23 protein-coding genes and 1 pseudogene are annotated in these 22,254 nt (G+C 70.4%); 8 read left to right on the forward strand and 16 right to left on the reverse strand.

The annotated features are described in order from the left end of the window. Positions 1 to 61 precede the first annotated feature (61 nt). The 6 genes from ACYVHU_RS11565 to ACYVHU_RS11590 form a co-directional block, all read right to left on the reverse strand. Positions 62 to 757, reverse strand: a complete 696-nt coding sequence (locus tag ACYVHU_RS11565) for a YwqG family protein (protein WP_235000880.1) — start codon at positions 755 to 757, stop codon at positions 62 to 64. After that, the gene (locus ACYVHU_RS11570; protein ID WP_498948346.1) at positions 754 to 2,076 is read right to left on the reverse strand and encodes a DUF6924 domain-containing protein; all 1,323 of its coding nucleotides are present in this window, start codon (positions 2,074 to 2,076) and stop codon (positions 754 to 756) included. Before ACYVHU_RS11570 ends, ACYVHU_RS11565 begins: the two co-directional genes overlap by 4 nt. 712 nt (positions 2,077 to 2,788) lie before the next feature. Next, positions 2,789 to 3,334 carry a hypothetical protein gene (locus tag ACYVHU_RS11575; RefSeq protein ID WP_078761222.1) on the reverse strand — a complete coding sequence of 182 codons (546 nt, stop codon included), beginning with the start codon at positions 3,332 to 3,334 and terminating at the stop codon, positions 2,789 to 2,791. A 32-nt stretch (positions 3,335 to 3,366) separates the two neighbouring features. Further along, the gene (locus tag ACYVHU_RS11580; RefSeq protein ID WP_078761221.1) at positions 3,367 to 3,639 is read right to left on the reverse strand and encodes a hypothetical protein; all 273 of its coding nucleotides are present in this window, start codon (positions 3,637 to 3,639) and stop codon (positions 3,367 to 3,369) included. A gap of 35 nt (positions 3,640 to 3,674) precedes the next feature. Next, complete coding sequence (locus tag ACYVHU_RS11585) at positions 3,675 to 3,986, reverse strand: VOC family protein (RefSeq protein ID WP_078761220.1); 312 nt, start codon at positions 3,984 to 3,986, stop codon at positions 3,675 to 3,677. 890 nt (positions 3,987 to 4,876) lie between these two features. After that, the gene (locus ACYVHU_RS11590; RefSeq protein ID WP_078761219.1) at positions 4,877 to 5,866 is read right to left on the reverse strand and encodes a pectate lyase family protein; all 990 of its coding nucleotides are present in this window, start codon (positions 5,864 to 5,866) and stop codon (positions 4,877 to 4,879) included. 717 nt (positions 5,867 to 6,583) lie between these two features. Here ACYVHU_RS11590 and ACYVHU_RS11595 point away from each other — a divergent pair. Next, entirely contained in the window at positions 6,584 to 6,754 is a 171-nt protein-coding gene (locus ACYVHU_RS11595) for a hypothetical protein (RefSeq protein WP_235000878.1), read from the forward strand. Between the two features lie 203 nt (positions 6,755 to 6,957). Here the strand turns inward: ACYVHU_RS11595 and ACYVHU_RS11600 are convergent, their stop codons facing one another. The 3 genes from ACYVHU_RS11600 to ACYVHU_RS11610 form a co-directional block, all read right to left on the reverse strand. Beyond that, on the reverse strand, positions 6,958 to 8,193 hold the full coding sequence (locus ACYVHU_RS11600) for a serine hydrolase domain-containing protein (RefSeq protein WP_078761218.1): 1,236 nt from the start codon (positions 8,191 to 8,193) through the stop codon (positions 6,958 to 6,960). A 349-nt stretch (positions 8,194 to 8,542) separates the two neighbouring features. Beyond that, positions 8,543 to 8,914 carry a DUF1048 domain-containing protein gene (locus tag ACYVHU_RS11605; RefSeq protein ID WP_078761217.1) on the reverse strand — a complete coding sequence of 124 codons (372 nt, stop codon included), beginning with the start codon at positions 8,912 to 8,914 and terminating at the stop codon, positions 8,543 to 8,545. 2 nt (positions 8,915 to 8,916) lie between these two features. Continuing rightward, the gene (locus ACYVHU_RS11610; protein ID WP_078761216.1) at positions 8,917 to 9,246 is read right to left on the reverse strand and encodes a PadR family transcriptional regulator; all 330 of its coding nucleotides are present in this window, start codon (positions 9,244 to 9,246) and stop codon (positions 8,917 to 8,919) included. Positions 9,247 to 10,100: 854 nt separating this feature from the next. Between ACYVHU_RS11610 and ACYVHU_RS11615 the strand changes: the two genes are divergently transcribed. Further along, positions 10,101 to 10,286 carry a hypothetical protein gene (locus ACYVHU_RS11615; protein ID WP_078761215.1) on the forward strand — a complete coding sequence of 62 codons (186 nt, stop codon included), beginning with the start codon at positions 10,101 to 10,103 and terminating at the stop codon, positions 10,284 to 10,286. 265 nt (positions 10,287 to 10,551) lie between these two features. Here ACYVHU_RS11615 and ACYVHU_RS11620 read toward each other — a convergent pair whose 3' ends face one another. The 3 genes and pseudogenes from ACYVHU_RS11620 to ACYVHU_RS11630 all read right to left on the reverse strand — a co-directional run bounded on the left by ACYVHU_RS11620 (position 10,552) and on the right by ACYVHU_RS11630 (position 12,064). After that, positions 10,552 to 10,803: an alpha/beta fold hydrolase gene (locus ACYVHU_RS11620; RefSeq protein ID WP_498948590.1), complete on the reverse strand. Its 252-nt coding sequence runs from the start codon at positions 10,801 to 10,803 to the stop codon at positions 10,552 to 10,554. Between the two features lie 10 nt (positions 10,804 to 10,813). Further along, positions 10,814 to 11,416, reverse strand: a pseudogene (locus ACYVHU_RS11625) (alpha/beta fold hydrolase); the annotation flags it as partial. Between the two features lie 141 nt (positions 11,417 to 11,557). Further along, on the reverse strand, positions 11,558 to 12,064 hold the full coding sequence (locus ACYVHU_RS11630; protein WP_200813582.1) for an anthrone oxygenase family protein: 507 nt from the start codon (positions 12,062 to 12,064) through the stop codon (positions 11,558 to 11,560). Between the two features lie 1,024 nt (positions 12,065 to 13,088). On the opposite strand from ACYVHU_RS11630, the gene ACYVHU_RS11635 reads away from it, so the two are divergent. Further along, the gene (locus ACYVHU_RS11635) at positions 13,089 to 15,218 is read left to right on the forward strand and encodes a prolyl oligopeptidase family protein (protein ID WP_498948350.1); all 2,130 of its coding nucleotides are present in this window, start codon (positions 13,089 to 13,091) and stop codon (positions 15,216 to 15,218) included. 198 nt (positions 15,219 to 15,416) lie between these two features. Further along, the gene (locus tag ACYVHU_RS11640; RefSeq protein ID WP_498948351.1) at positions 15,417 to 16,268 is read left to right on the forward strand and encodes an SDR family oxidoreductase; all 852 of its coding nucleotides are present in this window, start codon (positions 15,417 to 15,419) and stop codon (positions 16,266 to 16,268) included. Between the two features lie 12 nt (positions 16,269 to 16,280). Here ACYVHU_RS11640 and ACYVHU_RS11645 read toward each other — a convergent pair whose 3' ends face one another. The 4 genes from ACYVHU_RS11645 to ACYVHU_RS11660 are packed head-to-tail and all read right to left on the reverse strand — an operon-like array spanning position 16,281 to position 19,153. Next, positions 16,281 to 17,651 carry a glycoside hydrolase family 1 protein gene (locus ACYVHU_RS11645; RefSeq protein WP_159457243.1) on the reverse strand — a complete coding sequence of 457 codons (1,371 nt, stop codon included), beginning with the start codon at positions 17,649 to 17,651 and terminating at the stop codon, positions 16,281 to 16,283. Continuing rightward, on the reverse strand, positions 17,644 to 18,507 hold the full coding sequence (locus ACYVHU_RS11650; protein ID WP_498948353.1) for an alpha/beta fold hydrolase: 864 nt from the start codon (positions 18,505 to 18,507) through the stop codon (positions 17,644 to 17,646). Before ACYVHU_RS11650 ends, ACYVHU_RS11645 begins: the two co-directional genes overlap by 8 nt. A 6-nt stretch (positions 18,508 to 18,513) precedes the next feature. Next, on the reverse strand, positions 18,514 to 18,972 hold the full coding sequence (locus ACYVHU_RS11655) for a Clp protease N-terminal domain-containing protein (RefSeq protein ID WP_235000876.1): 459 nt from the start codon (positions 18,970 to 18,972) through the stop codon (positions 18,514 to 18,516). A gap of 7 nt (positions 18,973 to 18,979) precedes the next feature. Beyond that, positions 18,980 to 19,153, reverse strand: a complete 174-nt coding sequence (locus ACYVHU_RS11660; RefSeq protein ID WP_394330044.1) for a hypothetical protein — start codon at positions 19,151 to 19,153, stop codon at positions 18,980 to 18,982. Positions 19,154 to 19,773: 620 nt separating this feature from the next. On the opposite strand from ACYVHU_RS11660, the gene ACYVHU_RS11665 reads away from it, so the two are divergent. The 4 genes from ACYVHU_RS11665 to ACYVHU_RS11680 all read left to right on the forward strand — a co-directional run bounded on the left by ACYVHU_RS11665 (position 19,774) and on the right by ACYVHU_RS11680 (position 22,179). Further along, a complete protein-coding gene (locus tag ACYVHU_RS11665; protein ID WP_078761208.1) occupies positions 19,774 to 20,190 on the forward strand; it encodes a winged helix-turn-helix transcriptional regulator in 417 nt (138 codons plus the stop codon). Positions 20,191 to 20,546: 356 nt separating this feature from the next. Beyond that, entirely contained in the window at positions 20,547 to 21,149 is a 603-nt protein-coding gene (locus tag ACYVHU_RS11670; RefSeq protein WP_078761207.1) for a TetR family transcriptional regulator, read from the forward strand. Next, entirely contained in the window at positions 21,146 to 21,700 is a 555-nt protein-coding gene (locus ACYVHU_RS11675; protein WP_078761206.1) for a hypothetical protein, read from the forward strand. Before ACYVHU_RS11670 ends, ACYVHU_RS11675 begins: the two co-directional genes overlap by 4 nt. Then, entirely contained in the window at positions 21,697 to 22,179 is a 483-nt protein-coding gene (locus ACYVHU_RS11680) for a nitroreductase family deazaflavin-dependent oxidoreductase (protein WP_078761205.1), read from the forward strand. Before ACYVHU_RS11675 ends, ACYVHU_RS11680 begins: the two co-directional genes overlap by 4 nt. Positions 22,180 to 22,254: the final 75 nt, after the last annotated feature.

Raw genomic sequence — 22,254 nt, forward strand, 5'->3', positions numbered from 1 at the left:
GCGCGATCCTCGTAGGGGACCCAACTCTTGTTGCCGGCGTTCCACTCGTCCGAAGCGATGGTCAGCAGCGGGCTCGTCGCGGCGCCGCAGGCGATGCAGAACCGGGCGATGGGATCGGTGCGGCCCCACGGGGCCAGCCGCCGACCTTCCAACCGGGGGCCACGGACAGCTCGTCCTTGTAGAACTCCTGCGGGGCGATCTCATAGGAGTCGTCCACCACGACGTCGGCCGCCTGCCACGTGCCCCAGTCCGCCAACCGCTGTTGCAGCTCCTCACCCAACTCGAGAAAGTGGGGGTACTCGGTGATGTGCTCCGGCGCGAGCACACACGGCTTCGGCACGTACCCGTCGTACTCCACCTCGGTCGGCTCGGGCGGCGCGACGAGAACGTCGGTGACGTCGGCGGCGTTTCGCCAGAACAGCGCCGTCGCAGGCTTGTACTCCGGCGGGTGTTCGAAGGGGCACCACAGCACCTGGAGCAGGTCGGCCCGGCCGAGCGACCGCAGCAGGGCAACGTCGCGCGCGTACAACTGGGCCACGGGCAGCAAGGGGGCGGCCGGCCCCTCATGCCACTTGTCGCAGTATGGCCAGGGCTGGTCGGCGGGCCACAGCAGGGGCCCGCCGACCGAACTCTCGTACGGCGACGGAGAACCGGGGCGGGGATGCAACCGGATCGCCGGGCGTGCCAACGGACCCAGTTGTGGGAGGACCGCGGCCACGTCGAGCCGCCGCGGTGGAGTGGTACGGGTGGCGTTCATGGCGGCGATACTGCCAGCCGCCTCCGACTGTCGGCGTGCCGAGCCCGTACAGTCGGCAGCGGGGGCGGGGAGAACCGCGACAGGATTTGACCAACCGGTTCGGGACCATGCCGCACGAGTACCTCTCCGGCGAGGAGAGCGCCCGCTACGGCCGCTTCCCCGGTGACGGGGATTTCGGCTTCACCGGAGACGTCTTCGAGGGAGGCGACCTGTCCGACGCCCACTTCACCGGCGGCACAGTGCCGTCCCCAGAGGGCGGGTTCGCCTGCGGGGTGGTGGCCTTCAGGGGCTGACCGATCACCACGTCCGCTTCGGATCGATGGCTCTCTGGGTCGCGCCGTCCATGTAGTCCTCGACATCCTGGTTGCCGATCGACAGGTTGACCAGCATGGTCCCGACCAGGTCGGGGGCCAGCCGGAAGGCGCACCCGATGCGGGCCTCCAGGGGACGACCAGGACGTGATGCCCGGAGTCGCGCATGGCAGCCCCGTCCGCGATCACCACGGCCTCCCCCCATTCGCGCAGCACCGCCATCACCTGCTCCGGGGTAGCGCCATCGAACACCGGGTCGTCCACGACGTCGATGTAGTCCCCGAAATCGTGGATGGGGCCGCGGTCTCCTGGCCGGTACACCGTGTCGAGGAGTGTGTGCCAGGCGGCGTCGTCGCTGAAGTCGGTGCGAACGATCAGGTCGGTGTGATCATCCTGGGTGAGCAGGGGCAGCGCCGGGGTCGACGGCGTGTAACGAGGGAGGGGGTCCAGCCTCTCCAGGTAGGCGCCCACGGGGTCGGGCAGGCCGGCCTCCCATTCGTCGAGGTCCTCGCCCTCCTCGGGCTCCCATTCGGGTGGGAGGGGCGACCACTCCTCGAAGTATTCGAAGGTGGTGTCCAGGTTGTGGTGCATTACCAGGTAGGCCAGGGCGGCCTGCCGGGGCGTGATCCGGAACAGGTAGACGTCTCCGTCACTCCGGAACGCCCGCAACGGGCGCAGGTGCGGGGTGGCCGCGGTTCGCTCGGTGGCCATCAGGACCAGGTCGGGGACCCACGTTCCGTCCCTGCCCAGGGCCTCGTTCACCTCCTCGGGGGTGGCGCCCCGCCAGGCCGGATCGTCCACCACCACCAGCCGCCGGGGGATGCCTCCCTCCTCCTGGGCGGGAGCGTGGGCGTCGTCGCCCGGGCGCGGGGTGACCAGGCCGGGCAGCTCGCCCATGCGGTGGAGCACGTCGCGCCAAGCGTCATCGTCGTGGTCGGTGCGGATCAGTAACATGCCGGGCACTCGGGTGCCCTCATCGACCGGGGGCAGGGGCAGGGCGGGACGCATGAGGGGACCTCGCAGCGGGGGGCGGGCAGGTCGTCTGTTTCTATCCGTCCCGGCTGACAGAAAGCCGCTCCGCGCTGCCGAGCCGTCCGCCATGGGGAAAGGCGGTCCACCTCGGCTCCCGCCCGGCCCACGACGAACCCCAAGGCCGCGCCCCGCTTTGGTCTTCAAGTAAGGACACCACCGGTCAAGAGACCGTGCATGGCCGGCGCCGGCCGAAGCACGTAAGAGTGGTGTGGGCTGAGGCGGTGCCGCCGCTGGCGGCCCACACGCTCAGCGGATGCGCCAGCACGGGCACCCCGGCCTCCGAGCCCACCGTCACCTCCGCGACGGCGAACACCTCGTCCACGACAAGCGAGGAGAAGAACAGGCCACCGAGAACGAGCCCATGGCGACATCGCGGCCGGACAGCGTGAACGACCGGCCCACGTCTACGACGGCGAACCCGACACCACTGACGTGGTGAACCTCCCGGTCACGTTCGTCTCGCGGACCGGGGTGAGCCGGGACGGCGGGCCGTGGACCGCGGCCAAGTTGGGGATCTCGCGAGAGGACGCCGAACTCCCTCTCGGGTGGGCACAGGACCCGGGAGGGCGGCAGGCGATGTGCGCCTCCGGCGAGGATAGGGGGTCGGCATCTGGAGCCCAATGAGCGGGACCCTCCCGGTCTGCCATTGACCAGAAGGGTGAGGCATCACTGGAACGGTGAGCTGGGTTCAGCGTTCAGGTCCGCGGTCATTGCCGCGCTGCGGTGTATCACGGCGTTGCGTTCGAGCTTCGCTTTGGTTGCGGGGGCGTTTGCCGGGCGGGACCATCCCTTGTTGGGCGCGGCGCACAGCTTCGAACGCCTCAGCGATCGCCGGGTTCTCCACTTTGAGTTCAGGTCCACTACCGCGGGTGAGAGGCTGTCCTGCGCCCTGGCGATGGTAGACCGGCTTTCCGGTCTTACGACTGCTGACGGTCAATGTCCCATCGGGATGGGCCTCGATGGTGTTGCCCTTTGTTACGGCCAGAATGCGACCGTCGGCGGTGCGCTCGGTGAAGTCCTCCCTTGGTGGGTACATGCGGCCGTCGAACTTCAGCCCAGGATTGGGGTTCTTTGGGACCCCACTGTGTTCGTCCTCAACCTGGTCCAGAACAGCGTTGAGGCGGTCAAACGACTCTTGTGCCGAGGTGGGCGGTGGCATCTGATCTAGGCGCTCGTAGACGAGTGTGAGGCGTTCACTGAGCTTGAGGGGGCCAGGGGTTCCCTGCTCGGGCACGGGGACCTCTCCAGTCGTCGATTCAGGGTTACTCAAGAGGCGGGCAGTGCGCTGCGGGCGATGTCGAGTGCCTTGGAGAAGGAGTCGGTGACCGTGTCGTGTCCAGCCATGGCGGCGGCATCATCAGGATCGATGGACACGCCCCATTGGCCATCGGAGGTGCCGTCGATAATGACGGCATGGCCATGAGTGCGTATGGAGATGGACACAGCCCCGGAGCTGAAGGTGTGCACTTCCCGTTCGGCGGCCGAACCGAAGGCAGTGTTGATGGAGAGGTTGATGTCCTGGGGTGCTGGTGTAGTCATAAGGTCCTCCAGTGCGGTGGGACAGGACGGGTAGCTTAGGCCACTTGGACGTCGACCTTGCGGCCATCAGGGTCTGTGAGCACGTGGCGTCCCGCTCCCAAGGGCGGGTGAGCCAGAGTTCCGTCAATACTCAAGCCGAGCCGGACCGCACCGGTGCGCCGGTCGGCGGCCGGATAGATCTCGAACACGGAACCATCGTCGAGTACAGCGGCGTAGTGCTGCGGTCCCCGGCCATGCTGTTCACGCTCGAAGTGCAGCCCCAAGGCGGTGTAGAAGGTGCGGCACTCCTCCACGCGGTCGCTGTAGATGACCAGGAGGGTGATGCGTGCGCTGCTCGACGTCGCCATGGGCGGCTCCTTTTGCGTTGGCTGGCGGCCTGGCGACAGTCAACCTATCCCCATCCGACAGGGGGCTGAACTGGCGCTGGTCGAAGGCCGAGGAATGAGGAGCGCTCCGGCAACATGCTGCGGGACGGCCGGTCCGCCGCGACCGATCTGCGGCTGGTCGGTGAGGAGCCGCCTGGGCACGCCAAGATCAAGGAGGTGACCAAGAAGGCCCACCGGACCGCCCAGAACACTGCGTGGGACGCGAAAACAGCTCGGCTGTCTGTTCTTGAAGGGAGAAAGACCGAAAAGAGTCGACGGCCACCAAGCAAGCCCCGAGGGAAGCGTTCGCACAGGATGATACGCGGCGGGATGGCGAGGGGCCCGAACAAGCATCGGCTGGCGAGGCGGTCGAGCGACCGCTAGAAGGCGCCGCGCCGTACAAGATCGGCTCCTACGACGATGCTCAGATGGTCTGGCTGTGAAGAGCACAATCTTGTTCTGCTCTCACCGGATGCCTACCCGGTGCCGCAGCCCGGCCATGGCCACGGGCCGCGATCGATATTTCCGAGGTGGATCCTTAGCGGGACCGCGCCGCGGCCGAGCGTGCGAGGGCGGCTCGGCATAGCAGCCGTAGTGGGTCGCCTGCTCATCGGTGAGGAACTCAACCGGCATGCCTCCAGACGGCTATGAGCAGGGTTTCACTCCGATGCTCCTCGCCCCTCTCCCCGGCGGCTTCCCGGTTCTCGCCGCCGCTTCTGGTCCGTGGCAGGGGACTGTCCGAGGAGGCGCCCGTCTGGTCGGTCCGCACGCGACCCTCCCCGCTCGGGCCCATCGGGCGGCCGGCGGGGAGGGCGACAGAAGGTAAGCGCTTACCCGTGGGGCGTGATGGACCACGCCCCACGGGCCGCTCATCAGATGTTGCCGGGACCGGCGCCCTGGCTGACCAGGGACGGGATGTTCTGGGCCGGGTCGGCCGTGTAGCCGTAGGGGACCGGGCTCACACTGCCTGCGGCCTCGGGCGCACCGGAGTTGTCGTAGATGTTGTTCCGCTCGACCAGACGTCCGGGGTCGGAGTCGGCGTAGCCCACGTGGGTCGGGTTGTCCACGTTCTCGAAGTAGTTGGCCTCGACGATCACCCCGGCGTCCATCGTCGATGCGACGCCGTACTCGGAGTTGTCACGGAAGTAGTTGTTGTAGACGTGCACCTGGTCGCCGAAGCGCACCCGGGGGTGCCGGGAGTCGGTGCCGTCGAAGTAGTTGTGGTGGTAGGTCACCCGCAGGTGGCCGATGTCCTCGGTGTGACCGTCGGAGTGGCCGAGAAGGGCCGTCTTGCTGTGGTCGTAGTAGTGGTTCCAGGAGATGGTCACGTAGTCCGACTCGCGCTTGACGTCGGTCGCTCCGTCGTCGCCGCCGGTGAAGCTGTTGTGATCGATCCACACGTTGGTGGAGCCGTCCTGGACGTTGATCGCGTCGTCGTCCCAGTCCTCGAAGTGCAGGTTGCGGATGATGACGTTGTGCGCGGAGTCGACGTCGAGTCCGCCGCCGGTGATGGTGGCGTTGGAACCGACTCCGATGATCGTCTTGTCCGAGGTGACGTCGTTCATCCCGGACAGGTCGATGGTGCCTTCCACCTCGATGACCAGGGGGCCGTCACTGGACATGGCCTCCGTGAGCTCGTCGGCGTCGGACACCCGGACGGTGGTACCACCGGCACCGCCGGTGGTACCACCGTTCTGGCTCGCCCAGCCGGTGGGGGTGTCGGCGAGGGCGGTGGGCGCGGCTCCGGCCGTGCCGGGGAGGGCTGCGATGAGGGCGACGCCGCTCAGGACGGCGGCCGCTCCTGCACCGGCGGCGGTGCGGAACCGATGGGGTGAGCTGTGCGTCTTCCGGTTCTCCCGCATGGTGGGATCTCCTTGGAGGGAAGGGAGTGCCCGGCTGTGTGCGGGCGGGAAACAGGGGCGGGACACGGGTGTCCCCGCCAGGGCGTCCGCAGGGCGGCGCCATGCCCCACGAACTCGGGAAGCGCTTTCCGGACTTCAAAAAGTACGGGAATGTAACAGGCATGTCAACAGAGTGTCATCGCCGAGTTTCGTGGTGTTCGTGGGCGAGGTGCCACCGGGATCGTCCGGCGTGGCCGCCGGGGAACCCCTCGACGGGGTTGACGGGCACACCGCGGCACACGTCGTCTGGAAGGGGTGGCCCCGCTTCCCCCGACCCCCAGGAGTTCTGGGCGCGGACCGGGGAAGGCCGCGCCGCGCGGTGTCGCCGGCAGGGTGCAGATGTGGTGGCGGCACGTCCCCTCCCCCGGAATGAAGGCCCCCAGAGGAAGAGAACCCTGCTCTGCGCGCCTCCCATCGTCGTGATGCTCTCCGTGTGCGGTGACGGCACGACCGCAGGGGAGGAGCCCTCCGAGCCCGCGCCCGAGGAGGCCGCGCCCTCCTCGCCCCTGACGGCCGCCGAGGGGGAGGGCTCGGCGGAGGCGCGTGCCGTGGCGGAGGACTTCCTCGCCGCGGCACGCGACGGTGACGGCGAGGTCGGCTGCGCGATCATCGAGGAGGCGGCGCACGCCTCGGTCACGCCCACCACCATGTCCTCGGGAACCCTCGGAGACCGAGTGCGTGCCGGCGTTCCCCACCTACGCCGAGGGCTTCACCGGCGCCGACGTCGCGGAGATCGAGTCGGTCGAGATGGGCACCGACACCAGCGGCGAGACCCCGATCGCCACCGTCAACCTCGCCTACCCCGAAGGACCGAGGAAGAGCTGGCCGAGGACCTGCTCCTGTGGCTGATGGACGACGGCCAGTGGCGCATCCGCACGGCCCCCTTCGCCGGACTCACCTCCTGAGCCCCGGGCCGCCGCCCGGTCGGCTGCCCGATCGAACCTGTCCCGAGGTCTGGTGCCGACACGATGGTGAGGTGCGGTCCCGTCGATGCCCGGGGCCAGGGATCCCGGTCGCCCGGGTGAACAGGACCGAGACGGTGCGGTTCGTCGTCAGTCGTCGATCGCCTGGTAGAGGGTGGTCCAGAAGTCGTGGATGGCCCGCATCGAATCCGGGGTGGACATCCCGACCTGGGTGAGCAGGATCCCGACGAGCCGGTTCTCCGGATCGGCGTAGGTGGAGGTGCCGGCTCCACCGTCCCAGCCGAACTGGCCGATGGGCGCGAAGTCGCCACGGTAGGTGCGCACCGCCATCCCGAAACCCCAGCCGCCGTGCTGACCCTGCCCGTGCGCCAGATGGACGACGGCGCGGGCCCAGACGTCCCGGGCGGCCAGCTGCTCGCGCGTGAGGCGGTTGGTGGTCATCAGCTCGACGGCGGGCCGGGACAGGATCCGCTGGGTCCCGTGCATCCCGCGGTTCAGCAGCATCCGGAAGTAGGCGTGGTAGTCGTCGACGGTCGAGTCCAGTCCGCCGCCGCCCGACTGGAACGCCGGAGGTCTGCTGTGGTGTCCCCCCGTGGCCTCGTCCGCCACGATGAACTCCCCGGTCCGCGGATCGGGGGCGTAGAGGGGCGGCAATCGGTCGATCTTGGCGGCGGGCACGTGGAAACCGGTGTCCCTCATGCCCAGCGGGTCGAGGACGCGCTCGCGTAGGAACGACTCGAACGACTGGCCGGTGACCCTGGCGACCAGCACGCCGAGCACGTCGTCGGCGACGTTGTACTGCCACCGTTCCCCGGGCTGGTAGCTCAACGGGAGCGTTCCCAGGCGGCGCATCCACTCATCCGGCTCCACCGCGGGCAACAGCCATTCCTGGCCGTAGATCCCCCGTTCGAAGAGCGCGGCCTGGATCGGGGAGCCCATCGACGTGGTATCCAGTCCGAGCCCGAACGTGGAGGTCAGCAGGTCGCGCACGGTGATCGGCCGCCGCGCCGGCACGGTGTCGTCCAGCGGGCCGTCGGCCCGCGTGAGCACCTGCCGGTCGGCGAGTTCGGGCAGCCACTCGTCGACCGGCTCGTCCAGCCGCAATCTGCACTCGTCGAGCAGGATCATCGTCGCCGCGACCGCGAGCGGCTTGGACGTCGAGGCCATCCGGAAGATGGTGTCGCGACGCATCGGCGCGCCACCGTCGTGGCGCATCGTCCCGACCGCTTCGACGTGCGTCTCACCATCCCGGCTGACCAGGGCGACGAGTCCGGGGATCTTCCCGGACTCCACGTGCCGTTCCAGCACGTCGCGCAGTCCGCGAAGCCCTTTTCTGGAGAAACCGCCGGTGTTGTGGCCCATCATGGATCTCCTTGCGTGGATGTTCGGTCTGTGGCCCTGACCCGGCGTGGCACGCGTGGCTTGGCGAGTGCCGTAGGGGGGCAGGAGGGGAGGCTGGTCCGGCCGGCCTTGGCCCCGGCGGTGGCCGCGCGAACCGGGGCCGGCAGGCGGCGTCGGGGCGGCGGTGATCTCGTGCCGTCAGAGGGTCGGGCGCGTGCCGGCGGGAAGGGGGCACTTCGACGGCGACGATGACGACCGCCGAAGTCGTCGGCCTCGGCCGGGGCGGGCCGGTGGGGTGAAGCCGACGAGTTCGGCGGCGGACCCGCGTGTCGGGGTCAGGTCCGTGGGATACGTGGCGAGCGGGTGCGCGCGATCAGTGGGGACGTTCCTCCTCGGCGCGCGCGATGGCGTCGGTCAGCCGCTTGCGTTCGCGGGCGGGGGCGTAGCCGCCCTCCGAGTAGTTCTGGACGAACGCCTCGGCGAACTCCACCGGGTCCTCCCCGACGATCTTGCGGATCGGGGTCCCGTCCGCCACGGCCTGTTCGAACAGGCCGGCGAGGTCCTCGAACATCGAGGCGCTGCTGTCGCCGTCGGTCGGCACGAAATGCATCAGGTACCGCTCGATCGCGTCGACCGCCGTGCGGTAGTTCGACGGAAGCCGCCTCACGCGCGCCTTGTACTCCCGCCATCGCCGCTTGGGGCCGATCACCTTGGAGAGGAAGCCGCTCTTTTCGACGTCGGACATGGTCACCTGCCTCCTGTGCGGAGCTGTTCGATCCGTTCCGCGAGGAAGCTCCAGGTCCTCCAGAACTCTTCGAGGTACTCCCGTCCCTGAGCGTTGAGGGAGTACACCTTGCGCGGCGGCCCCTTCTCGGACGGGACCTTCTCCACGTCGACGAGGCCGCGCTTTTCGATCCTGACCAGCAACGCGTAGACGGTGCCCTCGGCGATGTCGGAGAAGCCCTGATCGCGTAGCCACGCCGTGATCTCGTAGCCGTACGCGGACCGGCCGGACAGGATCGCGAGGACGATGCCCTCCAGCGTGCCCTTGAGCATCTCCGTCATCTGCTTGCCCACGGAACACCTCCTCAGCTACTTGGTGACGCTGACTACTGGTACATAGTAACACTGAATACTTGCCGCGCAAGCGGGGGTCGCGGATGTGCGGATGCGGTGAGCCGCCGCCCCCCTCGGGGAAATGGCGAGCCGCGGCGGCCCGCGTGAAGTCCCGGTCCTCGCTCTCGCGGACGCGGCGAGAGCGTCGGCGACCGCGAGCGCGTCCGTGAACGCCCGGGTCCCGAGGCGAAGACGGCCGGGGTGACCTGCGTTCCGGCGCGACCCGGCTGCGCCCGACCCGCCGCCCGGCCGGTGTCCCGTGTCGAGAACGGCCGGGGTCCGCCCCGTGTGATTCCGGCCGCCACGGTCCCGGGCGGACGTCAGGTCATCCGCGCTCTCGCCGTACCGCGGAGCCCGACTGCGAGCCGGCCGTGAAGAGCCCTCATGGTGAACGGCGTTGCGGATCGATCCGTGGGGGCCTCGGCCATGGGCCACGGAACTACCAAGGTAAATATTGCCGAAAACCGGCCATATTGTGCTATATCGCGCCAGCTGCGGCGATGTGAAAGCCTCTCGCTTTCATGGCCACCGAACATGCTCGGCCCTGGGGAGGGATCGCTGTCCTCGAGGGGACGGCGACCGTAGGCCGTCGTGGCCGCGTTCGGCCTGGTGAGGACGTTCCCACCGGCGGACTTTCGTACTCCAGGCGCTTCTGGATGTCAACCTCCTTCTTCCCGCGTGTTTTTGTGTAGCGCTCACCTTTCCCCTGTTGGGTATTGGGGTGCCCCGCGAGAAACATGGGGGGTAGCTCCGGATCCGTTGGAGCCCGGTCCGGCCCACAGCCGGCCCGGATAGCTGAGAGGAAGCGGTTGCTTATGAAGAAGACCCTGAGCAGGATCCTGTTTGCCGGTGTCGTCGCCCCTACGCTGGCGCTCGGCGCTCCCGCCGTGGCAATGGCGGACACCTTCTACGGGTCCTCCTGGTCCTACGCCGGTCCCTACGGAGCCGGATACAGCAGTGTGTACTCCTCCACTTGGGGCTGGGGCGGCTGGTACTGGTAGACAGACCGCTGACACGAACTTCCACACCAACGGAAACGGCCGGGCCCGTCCATCTCTGCCGGGATGGACGGGCCCGGTGTATGCGCCCGGCAAAAGCGCATGAAACGGCCCGCGCCGATGGATCCGGGGCCGCGCCCCAGCCCGTCATCCGGGCGGGAGCGGAGGAACACGGCACGCGCCCGCCCCCGACACGATTCCGAAGCCGTCGGACACCGCTACTCGTCCAACCGCCACCGGCGCTCCCCCGGACGGCGCGCGGGCCGGCTCACCGGACCACCCCGCCCTCGCGCAGGAACCGACGGATCGCCTCCGCCGACTCCTTCGGCCTCCGCAGGTGGACCCAGTGATCGGCCTCCAGTTCGACCAGGACGGTGCCGCGGCGTCGGGCGGCCATCTCGCGTGCCTGGGCGGTGGGCAGGACGGTGCTCGCGGTGCCGTGCAGGAGCAGCGCAGGGCAGTCGGAGGCCAGCCATCGGTGCCAGTGGTCGCCGAGCAGGCGGGTGTCCGAGTCGACCATGTCCTCGGGGTGGCAGCCGAGCCGCCAACCGTCGCGATGCGGCCGCAGTCCCCCCTCCAGCAGGGGGGGCCAGGGGGCCGCAGGCGGCGAGGAGATCCCCGCGTGTGCGGGCGGTGTAGGGCAGACCGAGCAGGAAGGACAGTGGAGCGGGGTCCACCACGGGCAGATACGCGGGCCCGTCGATATTGATCAGGGCGCTCACGATGTCGGGCCGGTCCGCGGCCAGGTGATAGCCGTTGACCGCGCCGAGGGAGTGTCCCAGGACGGGCAGAGGGCGATCGTCGAGGCCCAGGTGGGCGAGCAGGACACGGAGGTCGTCGAGATACCCGTCCCGGTCGTAGCGCTCCGCCCGGTCGGAGTCGCCGTGTCCCCGCTGATCGGGTGCGATCACCCGCCACCCGTCGGCCCCCAGGGCCGCGGCCAGCTCCGCGAAATCGGCGCCTTCGCCGAGGTGACCGTGGAGCGCGAGCAGGGGGCGGCCCCCGTGCGGTCCGAAGTCGAGATGGGAGAGGCGCCGGCCGTCGGGGAGGGTGAGGTGGCCACGCGTGGGCCGGGCCGGGAGGGGACTGCTCGACATGCCCCCACCGTAGGCCCGCGCGCAGCCACGCGCCATCGCGGGAGAGGACGGGCGTCCACGGTGGTGCGCGCCGCTCCCCGTGAGCGCGACACGTGGGAACGGTCTACCGCGACGACCGGCCGCGGACCCCGGCGACCCGCGTCGCCCCACGATGGCGCGCTGGAGCGGCAGACCCCGTCACGCGCCCGTGGACGCCGCCCCATGGAGGATCAACGCCCAGGCCAGGCAGGCGAACGCGGCGACCGAGGTCATCGTACGGGCGACATTCCACCGCACCCACGCCCTCTCGAAGGACCTGCGGGCCCGCGCCGGGGCGTCGTCCCCGCCCATCGACTCCGACGCGGCGAGCGCGTTGTTGAGGGGAACGTTGGCGGCTGCGGTGATCAGGAACGTCGCGACGGACAGGAGGAGGGCGGCCAGCGTCCACACCGCCGCCGGCGAACCGTCCCGGAACAGCAGGACGGCGGCGACCAGCGACGACACCGGCGAGCCGAACAGGACGAGGAAGAGCCAGGGGTTGATGATCGCCTCGTTGATCCGGCGCATCGCCTCGACGAAGGTCCGGTCCGAGGAACGGGCGAGCCCCGGCATCACCGACATCACGAAGGATTGGAACAGACCCGCCAAGAGGCCCGTGGTCAGTGTGGCGATCAGTAGCGAGGCGGTCATCAACGCTCCAGGCATCACGTGCTTCCTCGATTCTCGTCCGTGGCCGGCCCAAGGTTCCCAGAACACGGGCGCCGTGGTCCACGGGATAAGGAGGGGACGACACGACGGCCATGGGGAAGTCCGTTGTCGGGAGACGGTCTCCCCGCGGTGGACGTGCCGCCTGCCGGGACCGGGAAAGAGGTAGGAGCCTCCCCGTGGTCTCTGCCGGATCCGGTCACACGCCGATGAGCGGGGCGGCCGGCCGGGACAGGGTTCCCCAGGGCCGCCACCCCGTCGACGCCGACACCGCGGCCCCACATCACCGCCGTCGCGGTGATGCGAGAAGACGCCGTCCTGAACCGTTTCGATGCTTCCGGGGTCGTCGACAGGGAAAAGGGAAGGTTATCCCTTTGAAGGGAATCGCGACCGGGTCGGGCGCTTTCTCGGAGTTCCATGCTGTTTCCGCGTCGGAGGCCGCGCCGGCGGTCTTCTCGCGTGCCCTGTCGGCCGAGAGGCGGGGAACGGGAGTCAACGGGAAAAGGGCCGTCTTCTGGACCCCTTTTCGGCCGTGCGGGCCGAGAAGCGCGGGCGCCCGTGGGTGGAAGTGAGGGGCGACCTCGACGTGCCCCTGGTGAAGGGGGCAAGAAGGACTCGCGGTGTCGATGTCTGTCATAATTCACGAATTGCTCTGCGGTTTCCCGGCGTTCGTCGCGACGGAATGTCGATGACGCAACTACTTGTGTCGCACACTGCATTTGGCGAAGCTTTTCGGGAGGTGGGATGTATGCCCTATTCAAAGGGGCCGAATATGTCAGACGGGCTTGCTCCGACCTCCTTGAGTTCTGCATACTTGCAGCTCCGGAATTTTCCGTCCCAATGAATGGAGTTTGTCATGAGCGAACTTCCCGGTCTTATCGCGGGCCTTCTCTCCGACGAGGTCATCGAGCTGGAGGCCTGGCGCCTGGAGCTGTCCGAAGGCGACCAGGACTGACCCCGCGGCACGAGCGGGAGGGCTTCCGGACCCTTCGGGAGCCCTCCTCCACGACAGGGAGCTCCCCCCATGACCCACGCCCCATCGCGGCCGTCCGCCGTCGCACGCCGCGACACCGTCACCGAGCTCCTGCACGGCCACACCGTGGCCGACCCCTACCGATGGCTGGAGGACGGTCACAGCCCCGAGTGCGCGGCCTGGCTGGAGAACCAGGAGCGGCTGTTCGCCGAGGCCGCTCCCACGTGGCCGCATCGCGCGGCCTGGCGAAGGCTCCTTCGCGACGCGGCGGGGGTGGGGAGCAGCCTCTCGCCGGTGAGCTCGCCGCCCCTGTGGCGCCGCGGGCGCCGCTTCCTCCTCAGGCACGAGCCGGGGCGCCGGCTGCCCGCCCTGATGGTCGCCGATCCCGGCCGGCCGTCCCGGGTCCTGCTGGACCCCCTCGACTTCGACGCCGACGGAACGACGACCCTTGACGCCTGGCGCCCCTCCCCGGGGGGCGACCTGCTGGCCTACCAGACGACCCGCAAAGGCGACGAACGGCCACGTCTGCGGGTGCTCGACGTCGCCACGGGAACACCCGTGGGCGCCTCCCTGTCCCCGGGGCGCTCGACCCCCGTGGCCTGGCTGGCGGACGGCACCGGCTTCTTCTACGTGTCGACCCCCGAGGACGGGGCCGGGCGGCGGTTGCGCCTGCACCGCATCGGCGCCGACCCCCGCCACGATCCGATCCTGTTCGCCACCGACCTCCCCCAGTTCTCCGTCACCACCAGCCCCGACGGACGTCACCTGATGCTGTCGGCAGCCCCGGGCGCCACCTCGGGAAACCTCCTGTGGCTGGTCCGCCTGCCCGACCACCCCGAAGAGGGGTTGGAACCGGTCCCGGTCTTCGACGGCATGTCCGAGGGCACTCGCGCGGCGCTGAAGTTCGCCCCCGACGGCGGGATGTACGCCATCACCGACGCCGAGGCGCCTTTCGGGCGGATGTGCGCCGTCGCCGCCACGGACCCCCACCACCGGGCGTGGCGGACCGTTGTCGAGGAGAGGGCGGGCAGCGTCCTGGCGGCCTGCGTGACGCTCACCGACCCCGCGACGGCCCAGACGCGCCTCCTCGTCTCCCACCACCGTCACGGCTTGAGCGAACTCCGGCTGTACACGGCCGAGGGAACCCTCCTCGCCGACATCGCCCCGCCCGGGGCGGGGCACGTCTCCCGGTTGACCGCGCCGCCCGAAGGGGGCGCCAGCGCCTGGTTCAGCTACACCGACTTCACCACCCCGCCCGCCGTCCACCGTTTCGACCTGCCCGAGCGACGCTGCGTCCCCGAACCCCCGGAGGGCTTCCCCGCCTCCCCCGACGTGGCCGGGGACACGGCAACGGTCCGCCGGGGCGCGGCCGGCCACCGGCCCGTGGTCGAGCAGATCGTCTACGCCTCCCACGACGGGACCCCGGTCCGCATGCACCTGCTCCGTCCCCCAGGAGGGGGTGGACCGCGGCCGACCCTGCTCACCGCCTACGGCGGATTCGGCGCCTCCACCCCTCCCGCCTACTCCCCCGCCGTCACCGCCTGGGTGAGGGCCGGCGGGGCGTATGCGACCGCGGCCGTGCGGGGCGGCGGTGAGGAGGGAACCGACTGGCACGCCGCGGGCAGCGGCGTCAACAAGCCCAACGCCATCGCCGACTTCCTCTCCGCCGCGCGCTGGCTGATCGACCACGGTCGGACCACCCCCGGGCGTCTCGCGATCAGGGGCGCCTCCCACAGCGGGTTCATGGTCGCCGCGGCCATCACCCAGGCCCCCGACCTGTTCGCGGCTGCGGTGTGCTCCGACGCGGTCACCGACATGGCCCGCTACCAGCACTTCGGGCTCGGTCACCTGTGGACGGCCGAGTTCGGCACCGTCGAGGATCCCGAGCAGTGCGCCGCCCTGCTGTCCTATTCGCCCTACCACCGGGTCCGCCCCGGGACGCCCTATCCGGCGGTACTGCTCACCTGCCCCCGGCACGACCCTCGGGTGGACTCCCTGCACACCCGCAAGATGACCGCCGCCCTTCAGCACGCCACCGGCTCCGGGCGGCCCGTGCTCCTGCGCTGCGAGCCCGATGTCGGTCACGGGGCGCGTTCGCTGGACCGCTGGCTCGGCCTGCAGGAGGACGTGCTCGCCTTCTGCGCCGCCCACACCGGTCTGGTTCCCCCCGAACGTCCCTGAGGAGGACGCCCGGCGCGGCCACGGTATCGGCCACGGGACGGACCGCCATAGCCCGGGCGCTCCTGGCCGCGCCGGGGCCGTCATGGGGCCGGTGTCCGGCGGGGCGCGGGGACGGAGCGGTGGTGCCCCGGAGAGGGAGGGACGGTCAGGGAGAATAAGGTGTTGCCCAGTGGCGGGCGCCCCTGTGAGGGTGGCCGGATGAGCGAACGACCACGCACTCCGAAGGGGCGCGAACCCCACCCGCTGCGTGGCAGGACCGCGCTGGTCACCGGTGTGAGCAGGCGGGCCGGCATCGGCTACGCCATCGCCTGCCGCCTGGCGGCCTACGGGGCGAACGTGCTCCTCCACCACTACCGGCCCCACGACCTGGACCAGGAATGGGGCGCCGACGACCTCGACGCGGTGGTAGCGGGCGTGCGGGCGCACGCGGACGCGAATGGGGCCGGCGTGGCCGACGCCCACGCCGACCTGAGCGATCCGGACGCGCCGCAGCGGATCGTCGACATGGCGGTGGCGGAGTTCGGCCGGCTGGACGTCCTCGTCTGCAACCACGCGCTCAGCGGCGACGACGCCGCGTTGGGGGGCCTGGACGCGGCCGTGCTGGACCGGCACTGGGCCGTGGACGCCCGCTCGTGCATCCTGCTGGCACAGGCGTTCGCCTCCCGGCACGACGGCCGTCCCGGAGGCGCGATCGTCTTCATGACCTCTGGTCAGCACCTGGGACCGCTGCCCGGCGAGGTGGCCTACGCGGCGGCCAAGGCCGCCCTCGCCGGTGTCACGGTCACCCTCGCCGACCAGCTCGCCGATCAGGGGATCCGCCTCAACACGGTCAATCCCGGACCGGTCGACACCGGCTACCTCACGGAGGAGATGTGGGAGCTGGTCGCGCCGATGTTCCCGTTCGGACGCTACGGGCGGCCGGACGACGCGGCGCGGCTCATCGCCTGGCTGGTCACCGACGAGGCGGGCTGGATCACCGGCCAGGTCATCGACAGCGAGGGCGGGTTCGGACGCTGGCGGCCCCGTGGCCCCGCCGGACCGGGAGGGTGAGGGGCGGCGGGGTCATCCCCATCCGTTGCGGGCGATCGTTCGGCGATACCAGCGCCCGGATCTCTTCACGGTCCGGCGCTGGGTTCGGTAGTCGACGTGGACGAGTCCGTACCGCTCTGACAGCCCCTTGCCGAACTCCCATCCGTCGAGCAGGGACCAGACGAAGCTTCCGCGGACATCGACGCCGTCCTGTATCGCCTGGTGGGTTCCGGCCAGCATGTCGTGAAGGTGAAGCTGTCGGGCGACGTCATCGACCTCGTCGCCGTTCACGGTGTCGTGGCCTGCTTGGCCGACCTCCAAGAGCAGGATGGGGGGATTGCGGTAGTGATCGCGGGCCCAGTTGAGAGCGGTGCGCAACCCGTCCGCGTCGGTTCGGCCGGCGACCGGGGCCATCTGGAGGCCGGCGTTGAAGAGCCCCGTCGGATCGGACACGGAGTGTCGGACGGTCAGGCTCAGGTAATAGTCCACGCCCAGGAAGTCCACTGGCGCGGCGATGGTCTCCAGGTCGTGATCGCCTACCCCGTCAGCCGGCCAGGCGGCGCCATACCAATCGATGAGCACCTGAGGATAGGCGCCCCGCCATTGCGGATCGAGCGCGCTGAGGTTGAGATAGGCGTCGACCCGCTCGGCCGCGGCGATGTCACGCTCGTCGTCCGAGGCGGCGGCGACCGGGATGAGGAGATGCTGGCCGCCGATCCGGCCCTTGGCCCCGCCGGCCCGAAACGCCTGGACCGCGTGGCCCTGACCGAGCAGGAGATGGTGCAGGACGCGCAGACCACCGGTGATATCGGTCTTCTCCGGCGGGTGCGAGCCGACGACATGGCCGACATGGCTGAGAAAACGCGGCTCGCACATGGTCGTCCAGTACTGGACCCGATCGCCCAGCCGCTCGTAGACGACGGAGGCGTAGTCGCTGAACCATCGGGCCATGTCCCGATTGAGCCAACCGCCCCGATCCTCCAGCTCGGCCGGATGATCGAAGACGTACAGGTTGCACAAGGGCGCGATTTCGGCTTCCAGCAGCGTGTCGACCAGCGCGTCATAGAAGTCGAGTCCGCGCGGGTTGATCCGCCCCCTGCCGTCAGGGACTATTCGTGACCAGGCCGTCGAGAAGTTGTAGGCGCGCAGCCCGATCTGGCGCATGAGCCGGACGTCGTCGCGGAAGCGGCGGTAGAAGTCGGCCGAGACGTCGAAGTCCTGGCCGGCGGGCACCCGCCCCGGGGTGTGCGCCCAGCGGTACATGATCGACTGCCCCGCCCCGTCCGCGAGGGGGGAGCCTTCGTGTTGCAGCGCCGACGTCCCGGCACCCCAGAGGTAGCCCTCCGGGAAACCACGGCGGGGCCGTACCGGTTCGGCCGTTCGGCCCGGTCCGGCCTCAGCCATGGAAGAAGCACCGCAACCGTTGCGCGACGAGCTCCGGCCGGCCGCCATTGTCGGCGGCCAGGTGGCCCAGGCGGGGCAGTTCCACCCGCTGGGCGGACGGGATGGCGGCGTGCAGGGCGCCCAGCGCGTCCTTGAAGGGCCGCGCGCTCCTGCCACCGCCGAGCAGAAGGACCTCGGCCCGTACGGTGGTGGCCGCGGAGATCAGGTCGGTGGCGTCGAGAACGAGACGGGCTTCCTGACGCATGGTGGGGATGAGGTCGATAAGGGGCACCTCGCCGTCGGGTCGCCGGGCTTGAGCGCGCATTCCCAGGCTCATGAGCGGTACCAGGACGGCCCGGGGCAGCATCCGGATCATCCACGCGTCGTCGTTGGTGCCCTTGGCGACGGTCACCAGCGCGGCCCCCGGCCGCCCTTGGGCCATCTCCCGCTCGTAGCGGGCGAGCCACGCCACCGGAGAGTGGTCGCCGACCGGCAGTGGCGGCTCGTAGAGGGCGATTCTGTGTTCTTCGGGGCAGGTCAGCGCCCACCGCAGGATCGGGATCGCGCCGGCGCTGAGGCCGAAGACGTTGCGCGCCCCGGTCTGCTCCATCAGGGCCCGCACGTCCTCGGCGGCATGCCGCAGCGTGAAGTCCGGTCCGTACGGGCCGCTCATTCCCCGGCCCCGGCGGTCAGGCAGATAGACGGTGAAATCGCCGCTGAGCGCCGCGCCCAGCCGCATGAAGTTGTGGGAGGACATCATCGACCCGTGCATCAGCACGACCCCGGGCCCCGTCCCGAATCGGCGATAGCCGATGACGGTGCCGTCGTGGGAGGTCACCGTCCCGGTCTGGCAGGAGGGTTCCGCCGCGGCGCCCATCGCGTCTCAGCCCCGGCCCAATCGCGCGCGGACGGCGGTGCGGTCCACTCCGAGCGCGTCCAGCAGGACCGCCGCGGGGTCAGGGCGCCGACGCGACAGCAGACCGAGCAGCACATGCTGGAGACCGATCCGCTCCCGGCCCGCCTGTTCGCCCAGGCCGGTGAAGACCGCCTTGGCCGCCGGGGTCAGCGGGAGACGGTCGCGTTCCCGGCCGGGAAAGACCGGGCCGGCGGATGCCGCGTGGACCCCTGCCGACGCCAGCGCATCCCGGTCCAGGTTCTCCAGCGCCTCGCGCGCGGCGTCCAGGCTCACTCCCAGAGCCCGGGCGGTGGCCGAACCGGGGTCGGTCAGCAGCGCCAGGAGCACGTGCTCGGTGCTCACCTTGCGGTCGCCTCTGCGCAGGGCCTCGGTGTTGGCGTCCAAATACACCTGGCCCATGCCGGACTGCGGTTTTGTTCTCACCATGGCCGCCTCACTTCCCGTACTTGTTGTGAATGGACTGGCGGGTGACGCCCAGGGCGTCACCGATCTGCTGCCAGGACCAGCCCGCCCGTCGAGCGGCGGCCACGTGATTGGCCTCCATGCGTTCGGCGAGCCGCCGCAGGGCCAGCACCGCCCACAGGCCCTTCGCGGGATCTTCTGACATCGATATGGAAGACGGACGATTCGCGGACATGATGTCAGTTTGATTTGACATCCATGGAAATGTCAAATCAAACTGACATCCAGGGCGAGGCGGGAACGGGTGGTAGCCGTTGACGGGGTGCAACACGAACGGCGGCGGTCTCGCGTCGGGCGTCCCTTGATGGGAAGGGCGAAGCGCCGTCGGCAGGGCGGCTCGGGACCGCCGCTCACGAACCGCCTGGCGAGATGGACGACGGCGTTGCCGAGGGGCACGCCCAGTCGGCGCGGAGAACGCCCAACGCGCGGGCCGTGGGCGGCTGCGCGGCCAAGCCGAGTCGGTCGGCGTCGCAACGGTCCAGGTGAGCGCGCGAGGGGGCTCGGCCGCGACGGGCGTCCCGCTCCTCGGCGGGGAGCTCGATCGATCCGCCCCGGACGGTAGGAGTGGGGGAATGCTCGAAACGGGGGTTTCGCGCAGGTGTTCCCCGGGCGGGCGGCGCGTCCGGCGGCTCCGGTGACGACGCTCATCGACCCCTTCCCGATGCGGGAGACGACGGGAACACGCACGTCGTGAGGGGGTTTGAACTTTCGAAAAGAAAACGCGGTCTTTTATGCAGCACTGGCTGATTCACTAGTATCGATGGCATGAACGCACCGATCACGTCGTCGGAGACCGGGGAGGAACGGTACGCCGGCGACCTGGAGTTCGACGTGTTCGCCCGGGCCTGCCCTTCGCGCACCGTCCTGGAGCACCTCACCGGCCGCTGGGGGGTCCTGGTGATGGCCGGGCTCCACCAGGGTCCGGCCCGTTTCAACGCCCTGCGCCGTCGGGTGGACGGCGTGAGCGAGAAGATGCTGGCCCAGACCCTCCAGGCCCTGGAGCGCGATGGTTTCGTCCGCCGCGACGTCCACGCGGTCATGCCTCCGCGGGTCGAGTACAGCCTGACCGGGCTCGGGCACGTCACCGCCGCCAAGCTGATCGACCTCATCGACCATCTGGAGGCCAGCATGCCCGCGGTCCTGACCGCTCAGGGCGAGCACGACCGCCGTCGCGAGGGGTGACCCCCGCGCGCGTGATCGCGGGAAGAGGCCGGTGAGCGCGGGCGACGCACAACAGGGACCGTGGACGGTTCGGCGCGGGCCGTCCACGGTCGTCCGCTGCGGCGTCAGCGTCGTCCTGGGCGGACGTCCTCACGCCGGGGACGTCTCCCCGGCCGACCCCGGCGCCTGGGAGAACCCCGCGGGCGCGCGGTCGGGGTCCGACGGGCATGGCCACCAGGGCACCCGCCGAGCCGCCCGGTAGCCCGGGAACCTCGTTGTCCCGCGGCTCGCCGGAGCCGCGGGACAACGAGGCTTCTTGGCCGGCCGAGAAGATGTCCGGTATTATGACTGACCAGTCAGTCATAAATGGAGGGGTCATGCCCAGAAGAGTCGATCGGGAGGCGCGCCGGGAGGAGATCCTCACGGCGGCCGTCCGCGTGTTCGCGGCCAAGGGATTCGCCGCCACGCGCGTCGAGGACGTGGCCCGGGCCGCGGGCATCGGCAAGGGCGCCGTCTACCTCTACTTCGACAGCCGGGACGCGCTGCTGGAGGCCGCCTTCGAGGCGTTCGCCGCCGATTCGGCGCGCCTACTGGGACAGGCGAGGGACGGCGAGGGGCGCGCGCTGGACCGGCTCGTCGGGCTGCTCCGTTCGGTCCTGGCCACCCTGGCCGAACGCCCCGAACTCGCCCGGGTCCTCCTCGACCTGTGGGCGGCGGGACGCGACACCGCGCGGCCGGCCTTCGACATGGCCGCGCTCTACCGCGAGTACCGCGCGCTGATCGCCGACCTCCTCCGCCAGGCCCAGGCCCAGGGGGACGTGGGGCCGAACGTCGGGGACGGGCACGCGGCCGTCGTGGTCGGCGCGGTGGAGGGATGCGTGTTGCAGTGGCTGGTGGACCCCGAGGTGGCCCTGGAAGAACTCGTCGAGCCGGTGATCGAGGTGTGCCTGGACGGGCTGCGTTCCCAGGAGGGACGATGACGAGCCGGTCCGAAACCGGCCGGTGGTGGGGCGACCGTCTCGTCGGCCCCGGGGCCACCGGGGCCGAGTACCTGCTGTGCGCCTTCGCGGTGGCCGCCGGGACCCTGTTCGCACTCGTCGCCGGGATCCGTGCCGGTCTGCCGGCGATCCCGCTCGCGGTGACCGCCCTCCTGGCCGTCGATCTCTACGGCGGCGCCGTCGCCAACGCCACCCGGGCGGCCAAGCGCCACTGGCATCGGCCGGGGCGCACCGCCCGCCACCACCTCGCCTTCGTCGCCGCCCACCTCCACCCGTTCGTCCTGGCCTGGGCCGTCCCCGGTGTCGGCTGGGCCACGGCCACGCTGGTCTACGGCATGATCGTGGCGGGAGCCCTGGCCGTCCTCATCGCGCCGCCCGCGCTGCGCCGTCCGGTCGCCTTCGCCGCGGCCGTCCTCGTACCGGTGGCGGTGGCGGCCCTGGCCCCACCACCCGCGGAACTGGCCTGGTTCGCCCCGGTCCTGGCGGTCAAACTCCTGCCGGGACACCTCCTAGCGGAGGAGGCGGGGACGTGACCCCGTCCGGCCCACCGCGCACGCCGTTGCGACGCGCGCTCTTTCGCGCCCCGATCCTGCTCTACCGGGTGGGACTCGGCCGGCTTCTCGGCCGCCGTCTGGTCCTGGTGACCCACATCGGCAGGGTGAGCGGGCGCCCTCGCCGGGTCGTGCTGGAGGTGGTGGGACGCGAACCCGAAACCGGCGGGCTCCTGGTCGCCTCGGGTTATGGCGCGCGCTCCCAGTGGCTGCGCAACATCACCCGCGAACCCCGGATCCGCTTCCAGGTGGGTCACCGGGTCCACGAGGGGCGGGCCGTCCCCCTCTCCCCCGAGGAGTCCGGACGCCGGCTCGCCGAGTACGCCCGCGCGCGGCCCCGTACCGCCGCGGCGCTCATGCGCGCGATCGGCCACGAGGTCGACGGGACGGCGGCCGGCTACGAGCGCCTCGGCGCCGACCGCGAACACGGTGTGCCGATCGTCGCGCTGCGTCCGAGGTGACGACGCCGGAGCCCCGTGGACGGGCGGGTTCGGCCCATGCGCTCCCCGACGACGCAGGACGCCGGTAGCGTCCCT

Source organism: Marinactinospora endophytica (assembly GCF_054780875.1).